Here is a 12225-nt window from a genome sequence, read left to right as displayed (position 1 = left end):
TTCCCCGGTGACAGGCGTCAGTCCTGTGCCGCCACCATGCACCAAATGAACGCAGGCATATGTGCACATCGTAAGACGCAGTCCGGCAGTGGCGCGGGTCACAGAGCAGAGTGTCTATCTGAAAGACGAGGCTTCCGGACGGCCCGGATGCCGGATTGGCGAGTGCCATTCCAGGCCGGAACGCAGTCTGTCTGCCAGTACATCCGTGGTCAGCGCAGAAAAATGTTCCGGTCCTGAAGCCGGTTCTCGGAATGCGTCACAAGGCGCGTCCAGTCACCGGAATTTGAGAAAACACAGCGAGGCTTTTGCATAGCAAAGCCATATCAATCAAATCAGCAAAAACAATATGGTCCAAAATAATGAAAAAAGCAAGTTTTATTGTTAGATGGAAATGTAAGATTGTGACCTTAAATGCTTTATGGAAATTTTGTCCTGCTAGTAGATTGTTCGAAGCTGGCAGCTGCTGTCAAAGGGCTACCGCCCTGTGCCGCGCATGTTCCATTCGAGTTCGAAATTCTTGATCAAGCCAAGCTCCAAGCCCGCGCTAGCGTGAACGGGCAGACCGTTCCACTCCAAGTCAGGAGGTGTAGCGATATAGATTTCGATCTCTGCCATATTTTTCAGTTCAGACTTAATAGCATTGTTGAGGCGCAGGCTGGTACGTTGAGATATACCCGGTTTGCTATAAAAATAGAGCCGTTTTGCTAGACCCATCGTCGCTACCCCCACGTATAAGGCGATGTCGTTCTTAACGAAGGCGTAAACGCCTGATTGTGTTGGTACTTCACCCTCGATTGATATACTGTCCTCGCGCAGTACCCAATGAGCTACCCGGGTAAACCCTCCTTCTTTAAGTTTCAATATCGAGAGGATTTTCTTTTGATTTTCATGCGTTGATTTTTTTATTTTTTCAGTAGACTCTTTATTTCTTTGTTCTTTTAAAGAGCCATTGGCAGATAATACGTTATAGGCGTGTTGATATCGAATGCCTAAACGCTTGGCTATCTCTGCGGGTTTGACTCCCTCCGCACCTAATGCGCGGATCTGATCAGATTTGGTCGTCATCGGGGATCTCGGCTGGTTGGCACATGGTTCGTTCACGGACTGTCTTACTCTTCCCGCTCCGGCCAGGTGGCCATGGCGGCGAGGACTTCTTCGCGGGTGGGCATGCTGGCCTCGTTGCCAAGGTGCTGGATGGCGTGGGCCGAGGCGGCACGGGCGAAGCGGAAGTGGTCTTCCCAGCTCCCTTCCGCGTTCTGCAGATAGGAAGCCACATAAGCGCCGTGGAATGTGTCGCCGGCCCCGTTGGTGTCGACGACCTTTTCCTTCGGCACGGCGAGGGACGGCATGTGCTGCACCGGGCCATCGCCCTCATACCAGTAGAGCCCACGGTGCCCGGCGGTGACGCCGCCCACGGGGCAGCCATGGGCGCGCAGATAGGCGAGGGTGCCGGGAATGTCGAGCTTCAGCTGCTCGCAAAACCGCTCCGAAACGATGGGCACGTCGATGAAATGCAAGAGCTCATCGGTGTTCTGCCGCACGGCACCGCCATCGAGCGAGGTGAGAATGCCGGCCTCGCGGCAGGTCTTTGCATAATGAAGCGCGGCATCGGGCATGTGCCCGTCCAGATGCAGCGCCTTGCAGCCATTGAGGTTCAGCGGCGGGAAGGGATGCAGGAAGTCATTGTCGCGGCAGCGCACGATGGCGCGCTTGCCGTCATGCGGCATGATGAAGGAGAGGGACGATTCGCGCACCTTGCGCCCATGCACGGAGATGCCGTAGCGCGCGGCCATGTCGAGGAACATGCGGGCGAGCCAGTCATCGGCAAGTGAACACAGAAGATCGGGAGCGGTCCCAAGTTTCGCGCAGCAGAAGGCGGCCGTGACCGCATTGCCGCCGAAGCTCACGGCATAGTCCTGCGCGATGGCTTTTTCGTCGCCGGTGGGGATCTGATCGGCCAGGAACGTGATGTCGATATAGGCCTGCCCGATGAAAAGTGCCTTCATAGTATCCGCCTCCCGGCAGTAAATCCGCTGCGGCCGGCACATTCGGCCGCATATGGAGTGTTCAGTTCTTTTTTACTGGCCTGTACCATGGTGGTTAGCAACCCCTCGGGAATCAGGCCGCGCAATGACACGACGCTACATGATCTTTATCAGGGCTGTCTGCGTCGCCTTGATGCTGGCGCTGGCGCCCCTTGTCGCAGCCAATTTCGTCCTCGACAATTATGCCATTACCAACGCCCGCACCGAACTGGAGGCGATGGCCAGGCGCTATGTGATGCGCGGCGAGTTCGCGATCAATGATGCGGTGACCACGCTGCAGCGCCTTGAGCGCAGCTCTGCCACCAGTTGCTCGCGCGAGGACAGGCAGATGCTTCTGGCCGCCGTCGGCCAGCTTGGCTTTCTGCAGCGCATCGGCCTTGTCGACCGCAACGGCGTGCGCATGTGTGTTGTTCCCGACGGTCAGATCAACGGCGAGGCGATCCTGCCGGCCGCCAAGCCGGATGCGCCGCTGGTGGGCATCGGCGTCATGGGCGTCCAGTTTCTGGGCACCCATGTTGCCATCGTCAGCTGGGACCTGATGAACTCGACCCGTCTCTTTGCCGAAATATCGCCGGCTGCGGTGTCGATCGATCCGGGGCCGGAGTATCTGCGCGCCTTCCGGCGTGCCGAACTGCGCCTCGGCAATGATGTGCCCTGGTTCTCCACCGGCGGCTTCAGCTCCGAGCTTCTGGAAAGCGACGAGATTCTGACGGTCGAGGTGCGCTCGGACCGCTATCCGCTTAAATCCGTCATCGCGGTGCCGCGCTCTGCCGCCATCAGTCTGGTCGCCGGGCTGAAGATGATGGTGGCCGTGGTCTGCGCAGGACTGGCCATCATCTTCATTGCGATCGGCGTCTGGTTCTCCTGGCGGCCCGACAAGGATGCGGATGACGAATTTGCCGCCGCCATCCGGCGCAAGGAGTTCATTCCCTATTATCAGCCGGTCATGGATATCGAAACCGGAACCCTGCGCGGCTGCGAGGTGCTGATGCGCTGGCGCAACCGCGACGGCACCCTGATCCCGCCGGCGCAGTTCATGCCTTACGCCGAAAGCACAGGGCATATCTTTGAAATGACCCGCATCATGATGCGTGAGACCGTCCGTGAGGTTGGGCCGCTCTATGCGGAAAACCCGGATCTGAAGCTGTCGGTCAACCTGTTTGCGGGCCACTTCAATGACCGGCGGATCATCGACGATATCAAGGAAATCTACGGCAATTCCGCCATCGCCTATCAGCAGCTTGTGGTGGAAGTGACCGAGCGCATGCCGCTGGAGGATCTGGAGCTGGCCCGCAAGCTGATCGCGGAGATCCAGGCCCTTGGCGTGCGTGTGGCGCTTGATGACGTGGGCACCGGCCATGGCGGCATGGCCTATCTGCAGAAGCTGGGCATCGACATCATCAAGATCGACAAGATGTTCATTGATGCCATCGGCACGGATGACAGCTCCACCACGATTGTGGATTCGATGGTGGAACTCGCCGACAATCTCGGCATGGGCATCATCGCCGAAGGCGTTGAGAAGGTCGAGCAGGTGGAGCGCCTGCGGGAACTGGGCGTGACGGCGGCACAAGGCTATCTCTTTGCGCCGCCGCTGCCCGGCAAACTCTATATCGAGCTCGCTCAGGCATTGACGGGCGAGCGCGATGAAACCGGGGAATCGGCAGAAGCGGCCTGATCCTGTGGGGACTGGGCTGTGGGCTCCTGGGGCATTTCCGCCCGGTCCGCCCGGTCCGCCTTGCTGCCGCCTGTGTTGACGGCCGGAAGCTGGTCCAGGCTGCCCGCCGACAGGGGCTGCGACAGCTTGGAGCCATCCCGGTAGATCGCAATGGCCTTGAGGCCCAGTTCCCACGCCTTGAGAAACGCAGCGGAACAATCGGCGACAGAGGCATTGCGCGGCATGTTGACCGTCTTGGAGATGGCACCGGAGAGGAAGGGCTGCACCGCAGCCATCATCGTCAGGTGGCCTTCCAGGCTGAGGGCGCGCACGCCCCTGGGGCCGCAAGGCGTCGCGCAGTCAAACACCGGCAGATGCTGCGGGGCCAGATCCGCCGCCCTCTCGATGGTCAGCGCGCCGCAGGCATGGGCATTGGCCGCTTCGATCTCCTCCGGCAGGTAGCCCAGCCAGTTCAGCAGGTCGAATCCCGGCTGCTCCATTTCTGCTGCCGTGATCCCGAGGCAGCCGGTCAGTTCCTCCGGACCGGTGATCCATTGGCTCACAGCATCGCGGATATGGCTTGCGCCCTGCACAGCAGCCTCGATCCGTGTCAGACAGGCTTCGGTCAGCCCCCGCTGGCGCAGGCTGTCCAGATTGACACCCGGCGCATCCTTGAGCGACCCATGTCCGACGATATGCTGCACGATACGGGTGATCGCATCCTCGCCATAGCCGAGGCTGCGCAAGGCCAGCGGCACCATGGCATTGATGATCTTGAAGAAGCCGCCGCCCGCCAGCGTCTTGAACTTGACGAGGGCAAAATCCGGTTCGATGCCCGTCGTGCTGCAGTCCATCACCAGCCCGGTTGTTCCGGTCGGGGCCAGCAGCGAGACCTGTGCATTGCGCCAGCCGAAGCGCCGGCCAAGCTCAAGCGCCCGGTCAAAGGCCGTGGCCGCAGCCGCGGCAAGGTCCGGGCTCGGGCACATGTCAAAGCCGGCAGAGTAGGGCGGCCGGCACAATCCATCATATTGCGCCGGATCGCTCTGGCCTTTGGCGCAGGCCGCATGGTTTTGCAGCACCCGCTCCATGGACTGCCGGTTTTCGGCCAAGGCAGGGAAAGGCCCCAGATCTCTGGCAAGTTCCGCCGATGTCTCATAGGCGGTGCCCGTCAGAACGGCGGTGAGTGCGGCTGCAAGGCTGCGCGCGGCGGAACTGTCATAGGGCAGTCCAAGCGACATGATGAGCCCGCCCAGATTGGCAAAGCCGAGGCCCAGCGGCCGGTGCCGCAGCGTGTTATGCGCCACGGCACGCGAAGGATATTGCGCCATGGCGGTGGAGATATCGAGGCTGACCGTCCACAGTCGCACCGCATGGCGGAACCGCTCAAGACAGATCTCACCATCCTCCTGCACGAATGCCATGAGGTTGAGGGAAGCGAGCACACAGGCCGTGTCGTCCACGAACATGAATTCGGAACAGGAGTTCGAGCCATTGATGCGGCCCGAAGCCGGGCATGTGTGCCAGCCGTTGATGGTGGTATCGAACTGCAGTCCGGGATCGGCCGAAGTCCAGGCCGCGCGGGCAATCCGCTGCCAGAGCGCTTCGGCCCTGATGCTGCGGCCCGGTCCGGCCTGTGCCGCCGTGGTCCGGCGCGCAGACAGGTGCCACTCGCCGCCTGTCTCCAGGGCCTGCAGGAAACTGTCCGGAAGCCGGACCGAGTTGTTCGCATTCTGGCCGGAGACGGTGCGGTAGGCTTCCGAATCCCAGTTGATGTCGTAGGTTTTCAGCTCGGGCAGCTCGTGGCCCTGCGAGGCGCTGCGTAAGATCCGGTCGATGAAACTGTCGGGGATCTGGGCGGCGCGCGCCTCCTGAATGGCTGCGTCGAGCTCCGTCTTGAACCGCTCGCCCGTGGTGTGATGGCCGCTGATGGCCCTGACCAGCGCAATGATCCGGTTGAGGCACTGTCTGGCCAGCTGGGAGCCGGAGACGAGCGCGGCGACCTTTTCTTCCTCGGCGACCTTCCAGTCGATGAAGGCTTCGATATCCGGATGGTCGGCATCCACGACGACCATCTTGGCCGCGGCACGGGTCGTGCTGCCAAGTCTCAGCGATCCGGCAGCCACATCTCCGACCTTGAGAAAGGAGAGGAGCCCGGCTGAGCGGCCGCCGTGGTCCAGCGGCTCTCCGGCGCCGCGCAGGCGTGAAAAATTGGAACCGGTTCCGGAGCCATATTTGAAGAGCCGTGCCTCCCGGACCCACAGGTCCATGATGCCGTTCTCATTGACCAGATCATCCTCCACCGAGAGGATGACGCTGCCGTGCACCTGAGGATGCTCATAAGCCGTGCGGGAGGGGACGACTTCGCCGGAGACGGGATCGCCGTGCCAGTGGCCCTGTGCGGCGCCTTCGATGCCATAGGCCCAGAAGAGGCCGGTGTTGAACCATTGCGGCGAGTTCGGAGCGGCGGCCTGAAGCGCCATCATGACGCGCATCTCGTCGAAGAAGGCGCGGGCATCGTCTTCGCTGTCAAAGGTGCCGGTTTTCCAGCCCCAGTAGGTCCAGGTGCCGGCAAGCCTGTCAAAGACCTGCCGAGCCGAGGTTTCCGGCCCGAAGCGGGCCTCTTCGGGAAGAGACTTGAGCGCTTCCTGGTCGGGAACCGATCGCTGCAGCCAGACCGGGACACCGTCCTCCGGCACTTTCTTCAGACGGGCGGCAACGCCCGTCTTGCGGAAATACTTCTGGCACAGCACATCCGCGGCAACCTGGGAAAAGCGCTCCGGCACTTCCGATACTGCCTGCCGCGACAGAACCTTGCCGCCTTGTGTGCGAACTTCGCTCTGGTGCTGGCGGAAACGAATATCGCAATATGCCGGCGCTCCGGCTTTGGTGAAAAGTCGGTTGATACGCATTTGGCCCCCGCAAACGCATTTGAATGAGGTGCAAGTCTGGAAGCCGCCGGTTCGCTCACTGAACAAGCGCGGCTACGGCTTGAATTTTAACAAAATATTAATCATTCGAAAGTGGGTGGCACATCTTTCGCTTCAATCATGAGAAGAAGTGAAGTTGAAGTTTTTATCTGAGAGTGACACCCATTCGCGCAAGATATTGATTGTGCGTAATCTGTCTCGAATTAATCATGTTTTGAATATCCGCCGGGATGTCTAACCCGATACGCTTGCGGGACTGCGGTGCTGGAGCAGGCAGAGGATAACGCGCCTATAAATTGTGCATTCGCCAAATGTCTGTTCGGGGTGTTTTGCGCCTCCACCTGTCTTGGCCTTGACGCCGCGACACTGGTCAGGGCAAAAGCGAAGCAGTTTAATGAAGCCTGGTCAGGAGAGAACCATATGGCTTCAAGTGTCAGGAGTGGCCGGGCGTGCTGTTAACGCGGGCATCAACGAAGCAACTGCTCGCGCGCCTTCATGACGTGATCATGGCCGGCCTTGCCATGACGATTGCGCTGCTGGCCCGGTACGATCTTCAGTCCCTGCCGCCCATGAGCCGCCTCGCGTGGTGGGTTCTTTCATTCGCGGCCATCGCCGGCGTGATGTTTGCCCTTTTCGGTCTGGGGAGAGGAATCTGGCGCTTTGCCTCGCTGAGCGATCTGCGGAGCATCGTGCTGAGCAGCACGGCCGCGATCTTCGCGTTTCTGATTCTTCATTTCCTCGTCGACCGGCTGGCCGGCTTTCCGCGCGCAACGCCGCTCATCCTGTGGTTCGTGCTGATCGTGTTGCTGGGCGCGCCCCGCATCATGTACCGCGCTTATAAAGACGGGCATCTTGGCGGGGTCGGGTTCCGGAAACGGGACATACAGAACCGCGAACATGTGCTGATCGTGGGACATGTCGGCGACGCTGACAACGTCATCCGCAATTACAAGCTCGAGTCCTCCCGCCTCTACAAAGTGGAAGGCATTGTCGAGCTTGGTGCAGGCAAGCGCAGCGGCAGGGCCGTGCGGGGGGTGCCGGTTATCGGCTCGGCTGATGAGCTGGAGCGGATCGTTGGCCGTCTTGCAATGGGCGGTGTCCCGGTTTCGGCGCTGCTTCTGGCAACGCCCCGCGCCGGTGAGGCGGGCATGCAGTCTCTTGCCGCCAGTGCCGCGCGGCTCAAGCTGCCCCTGCGCCGCGTTGTAAACAGGCCGCTCACGGGCACTGAGCCGGATCTGGCCAGTATCACGCTGGAAGATCTGCTTGGCCGGCCTCCGGTGCAGCTGCAACTGGAGGCGATCAGGTCCCTGATCGGTGGTCAGACGGTGCTTGTCACCGGCGCCGGCGGCAGCATTGGCTCGGAGATTGTCCGGCAGGTGGTGGCCTGCAACCCGGCGTCGATCATCCTGTTCGATTCAAGCGAATACGCTCTATATGAAATCGATCTTGAAGTCTCCCGCCTCAATCCGGACCTGCCCCGGCAGGCCGTCATCGGCAACGTGCGCGACAGGCGGCGTGTGCATGAGGTGATGCAGGCCTGCAGGCCTGCCGTTGTCTTCCACGCCGCGGCCCTCAAGCATGTGCCGCTGGTGGAGAACAATATTTGTGAAGGTGTGCTGACCAACGTCTTGGGGACCCGCAATGTGGCTGATGCGGCCGTTGCCTGTGGTGCCCGTGCGATGGTGCAGATTTCGACCGACAAGGCCGTGCGGCCCACCAGCATGATGGGCAGGACCAAGCGGATCGCGGAAGCCTATTGCCAGGCACTGGACATCAGCGGCGTCGACACCCGGTTCATCACCGTGCGGTTCGGCAACGTGCTGGGATCCAACGGCTCGGTCGTGCCGCTTTTCAAGCGGCAGATTGCCGCTGGCGGTCCGATCACGGTCACGCACCCGGAAATGACGCGTTATTTCATGACGATCCGGGAGGCGACCGAACTGGTGCTGCAGGCCGCTTCGGCCGAAATCGGACGCGAAGAAACACGCGGGCGCATCTTTGTCCTCGACATGGGCGAGCCCGTGAAGATCCTGACACTGGCAAGAACGATGATTTCCCTGGCGGGACTGCGGCCGGATGAGGACATTGCCATCAAGTTCACCGGCCTGCGTCCGGGGGAAAAGCTTTATGAAGAGCTGTTTGACGCCAACGAGATGACCACCCCTCACGATGCAGAGGGCTTCTTTGTCGCCTCCGCCGGCATCATTCCGCTCGAGCGTTTGACGTGGCATCTGGAGCGCCTCGGCAACAGTGCGGCCGCTGGTGGGGAAGATCAGTGCAAGGCGATGCTGATCGCCGCGCTGGGTGAAGTCGAGGCCGGAAGCCCCGTTCAGGCCGCGATGCCCCGAATGCGTTGAACCGCAAGCTCCGGGTGGCGGCTGCTGTGGTGCGGTTGGGCAATTTCAACGCATGATGCGCCTGCATCGAAAGACCTGAGTGAAGAGACTTTTTTAAAGGGAATTGCCGTTTTGACTGAGGTTGCTCAAAAACTGGCCGGGCGAAACCGCGGCAAGCCGGTGCAGGCGCTCGAATTCCTCTTCGTATCGGTATTTGCAGCGCTTCCGCCTGTCCTGACGGTCGCCCGGGTGTCTCCGCCGTTGTTTCTGGGGCTGGCCGCTGTCTTTCTTGCCGGGCTTGCGTGGTGTTACCGCGGGCAGGCAATGTTTGAGGGCCTGGGCTCGAAGATCCGGTCTCCCTTGCTCCTGGCGGGCCTCGCCTGTACCGCCTTCATGCTGATCTCCGTTACCTGGGCGCCTGTCCCGGTACAGGCGAGGGGGCTGAGTTCGGCATGGGGTTTCCTCTTCTCGGTCCTTGTCTCAGGCCTTTTGTGGCTATGTGTCTGTGCCTTGCCGGTTCCGGTGCTTGACCGTCTTGCAGGACGGATCGGAGCCGCGCTTGCCATCTCTCTGCCGCTGACGGCTGTTCTGATTTTTGTTCATTTCCTGACCGGCGGCGTGCTGAATGCAGAACTTCGCGCCGATCCTGACAACTACGTTCTGAACCGCGCGGCCGTCGCTATCGCCATGTTCCTGCCGTTTGCCGCTCTCGTGGTCTTGAAACAGCGCCGCCGCTTGCCCCTGGCCGGACTGCTGGTGTTTGCAGCTGTGTCATGCTTTCAATCCGACAGCTCGTCGGCGCAGCTCGGCGTGCTTGTCATCCTGCTGCTGACCGTTCCGGCCTTCGTCTGGCCGCGGGCTATCTACAGGGTCGTGACCGGTGGCGCTCTTGTGACCTTTGTCCTGATGCCGCTCATTGTCGGCCATGTGAATGACATGATCCCTCAGGCCGTCCACGAAAAGGTCGGCTATACCTCGCTGACCATACGCGGGCTCATCTGGACGGAATATGCGAATTTGCTGCCCGGGCATGTCTGGCTGGGATATGGGATGGAAGCCTCGAAAGTGGCAGACGAATTGCCCGAAGCTGCCGGATATTCACCTGAGAGAAAATACCTGCTTGGTTTCGGGCACAGCCATAACGCGCCGTTGCAAATCTGGTTCGAACTGGGGCTGGCCGGGGCGGCTCTGTTCGCTGCAGCGCTTGCCCTGTTGTTCCGCCGCGCGGGCCACCTTCAGGGCGCGAGCCTCGCGGCGGCAACCGTCACTCTGGCCGTCACCTACAGTGTCGCGGTTGTGAGTCATGGGGCATGGCAGGGCTGGTGGTTCAGCCTGATGATCCTCACAGCGGTGCCCTTCATGGTGAAAGGGCGGGCTGAAGCAGTCCGGTCTGCTCCGGAGCCTACTGCCGGCTCTCAATCCGCCTGACTCATTGGGAGTTGGACAAATCCTTGCGGCGCAAGAGCCTTTTCAAGGCGTGAGGTGTGAGCATCGAAACTCCTGGCATGAGGCGGCCTTTTCAGGTTTCGGGACCGGGCCTTGCTCCTCCCGCCGTTTTGTCTTCGGCCGGGGTATCCGTCACCAGCCTGCCTTCCTCGGCCTTGTAGATATACTGGCTTGCTACCAGCCAGCCCTTGAGGGGGCGGAGGGGCGGAATGCAGGTGAGGAGGAGCAGCGGCAGCGTTGTGAAGAGGTGGACCCAATAGGGCGCCGTGTAGGCAATTTCCAGCCACATGGCGAAGGCAACGCTCGGAACGCAGGCAAAGCAGATGACGAAGAAGGCCGGGCCATCCGCCGGGTCGGCGAAGCTGTAGTCAAGGCCGCAGACTTCACAGGACGGGGCAAGGGTGAGGAAGCCCTTGAACAGATGCCCTTGACCGCAGCGCGGGCAACGGCCGCGCACGCCGACATGGGCGGGCGACTGGGCTGGCCACTGGCCGGATGTCTCGATGGTCATGAGGGCCTCCTTGTGCTGGCCGGCTTGCGGCAAATCAGGATAATTCCTTACCCGCTAACTGCGGCGCAGACGCGTCCGGAGCAAGATGCGTTTTGACGCAGGGGGCAAGGGGAGGGGAGGGCAGCTATTCCTGTGCCCGGCGGGAACTTGGTCCGGACGCTTCTGCACCGCCCGTATCAAGGCTTTGAGTGGCTGGCGCAACATGCCTGGAGCCCTTCCGATGAAAACGGAGCGGCCGGCCGTGCTCTGGCTGCCTGTTTTCACGCGATTCCGGACGCGAAACCGGTGCCGCCTTTGCCGGAATTGCTCTTGCATGCGTGCAGCCACCGCACGGGCCCGCCCAGTTGCCGGTGACGCAAGTCTGCCGGGTGCGTGCCGCGTGCCGCCATAAACAGAAATGCCGGAAACAGTGTCTCCGGCATTCTTCTAGCGTGTCGATCGGGCGGCAGCGGCTCAATACTGCCGGAACAGGGCAACGAGCTTGCCCTGGATGCGCACGCGGCCGGGGCCGAAGATGCGGGTTTCATAGGCCGGGTTGGCAGCTTCCAGCGCAACGGAAGCGCCCTTCTTGCGCAGGCGCTTGAGCGTTGCTTCCTCGTCGTCCACCAGTGCCACGATGATGTCGCCGCTCTCGGCCGTGTCGGTCTTGCGGATCAGCACCGTGTCGCCATCCAGAATACCGGCCTCGATCATCGAATCACCGCGCACTTCCAACGCATAGTGCTCCCCGCGGCTGATCAACTCGGGCGGCACGGAAATGGAATGGCTGTGGGTCTGGATCGCCTCGATCGGAACACCGGCGGCGATGCGGCCCATGACCGGGATGGAGGTGAAGTGAGGGGCGCTTTCCGCCGCCGGAGCGGATGGAGCGGCGGCCGGGGCAGATGCCTTGCCGAGCGATCCTTCGATCACAGAGGGCGCAAAGCCCTTGCCGCGCGGCGAAGACAGGCCCGGCGTGACCGAATCCGGCAGGCGGACCACTTCCATGGCACGCGCCCTGTTGGGCAGGCGGCGGATGAAGCCGCGCTCCTCCAGCGCCGTGATCAGACGATGAATGCCGGACTTGGACCGGAGGTCCAGTGCGTCCTTCATTTCGTCAAAGGACGGCGGAACCCCGGATTCCTTCAGGCGCTCATGAATGAACATCAGCAGTTCGTGTTGCTTGCGCGTCAGCATGTGAGGTCCCCGTTGGAGGGTCTGGTACAAATCATGAACGTACCTTAGCTGTTCTCACTGTGTTCCACAAGTCTTAAGGTGAGGTTAGCGGGATGTTCCTGTCGCATGCACTCAAGACAACACACCG

8 protein-coding genes are annotated in these 12225 nt (G+C 61.2%); 3 read left to right on the top strand and 5 right to left on the bottom strand.

The features are described 5' to 3' along the window. Positions 1–474: 474 nt before the first annotated feature. Together AC0CMF_RS04065 and AC0CMF_RS04060 are read right to left on the bottom strand one after the other, a co-directional pair. Positions 475–1065 carry a GIY-YIG nuclease family protein gene (locus AC0CMF_RS04065; RefSeq protein WP_374628270.1) on the bottom strand — a complete coding sequence of 197 codons (591 nt, stop codon included), beginning with the start codon at positions 1063–1065 and terminating at the stop codon, positions 475–477. 44 nt (positions 1066–1109) lie between these two features. Beyond that, positions 1110–2006, bottom strand: a complete 897-nt coding sequence (locus tag AC0CMF_RS04060; protein ID WP_122520045.1) for a sugar kinase — start codon at positions 2004–2006, stop codon at positions 1110–1112. 124 nt (positions 2007–2130) lie between these two features. On the opposite strand from AC0CMF_RS04060, the gene AC0CMF_RS04055 reads away from it, so the two are divergent. Beyond that, the gene (locus AC0CMF_RS04055) at positions 2131–3723 is read left to right on the top strand and encodes an EAL domain-containing protein (RefSeq protein WP_374628269.1); all 1593 of its coding nucleotides are present in this window, start codon (positions 2131–2133) and stop codon (positions 3721–3723) included. Here the strand turns inward: AC0CMF_RS04055 and AC0CMF_RS04050 are convergent. Beyond that, positions 3669–6611, bottom strand: coding sequence for an adenosylcobalamin-dependent ribonucleoside-diphosphate reductase (locus tag AC0CMF_RS04050; RefSeq protein ID WP_374628268.1), 2943 nt, complete (start codon positions 6609–6611; stop codon positions 3669–3671). The two genes, AC0CMF_RS04055 and AC0CMF_RS04050, sit on opposite strands and share 55 nt — an antisense overlap. Positions 6612–7078: 467 nt before the next feature. Here AC0CMF_RS04050 and AC0CMF_RS04045 point away from each other — a divergent pair, with 467 nt between their 5' ends. Next, entirely contained in the window at positions 7079–8986 is a 1908-nt protein-coding gene (locus AC0CMF_RS04045; protein ID WP_374628267.1) for a polysaccharide biosynthesis protein, read from the top strand. A 159-nt stretch (positions 8987–9145) separates the two neighbouring features. Continuing rightward, positions 9146–10393, top strand: coding sequence for an O-antigen ligase family protein (locus tag AC0CMF_RS04040; RefSeq protein WP_472481017.1), 1248 nt, complete (start codon positions 9146–9148; stop codon positions 10391–10393). 91 nt (positions 10394–10484) lie between these two features. Here AC0CMF_RS04040 and AC0CMF_RS04035 read toward each other — a convergent pair whose 3' ends face one another. Both AC0CMF_RS04035 and lexA read right to left on the bottom strand, forming a co-directional pair. Continuing rightward, complete coding sequence (locus tag AC0CMF_RS04035; protein ID WP_055456798.1) at positions 10485–10922, bottom strand: DUF983 domain-containing protein; 438 nt, start codon at positions 10920–10922, stop codon at positions 10485–10487. Between the two features lie 453 nt (positions 10923–11375). After that, positions 11376–12098: a transcriptional repressor LexA gene (gene lexA, locus AC0CMF_RS04030; RefSeq protein ID WP_374628265.1), complete on the bottom strand. Its 723-nt coding sequence runs from the start codon at positions 12096–12098 to the stop codon at positions 11376–11378. Positions 12099–12225: the final 127 nt, after the last annotated feature.

This window comes from Pannonibacter sp. CBAS1226 (assembly GCF_055685825.1).
Note: the sequence above shows the minus strand (reverse complement) of the source record. Positions and strands in the feature narration are given on the sequence as shown.

What these genes read in the sequence shown, in the direction of transcription:
- lexA (WP_374628265.1), bottom strand. Translation starts at nt 12,098, where the DNA reads ATGCTGACGCGCAAGCAACACGAACTGCTGATGTTCATTCATGAGCGC.
- AC0CMF_RS04065 (WP_374628270.1), bottom strand. Translation starts at nt 1,065, where the DNA reads ATGACGACCAAATCTGATCAGATCCGCGCATTAGGTGCGGAGGGAGTC.
- AC0CMF_RS04060 (WP_122520045.1), bottom strand. Translation starts at nt 2,006, where the DNA reads ATGAAGGCACTTTTCATCGGGCAGGCCTATATCGACATCACGTTCCTG.
- AC0CMF_RS04055 (WP_374628269.1), top strand. Translation starts at nt 2,131, where the DNA reads ATGACACGACGCTACATGATCTTTATCAGGGCTGTCTGCGTCGCCTTG.
- AC0CMF_RS04035 (WP_055456798.1), bottom strand. Translation starts at nt 10,922, where the DNA reads ATGACCATCGAGACATCCGGCCAGTGGCCAGCCCAGTCGCCCGCCCAT.
- AC0CMF_RS04050 (WP_374628268.1), bottom strand. Translation starts at nt 6,611, where the DNA reads ATGCGTATCAACCGACTTTTCACCAAAGCCGGAGCGCCGGCATATTGC.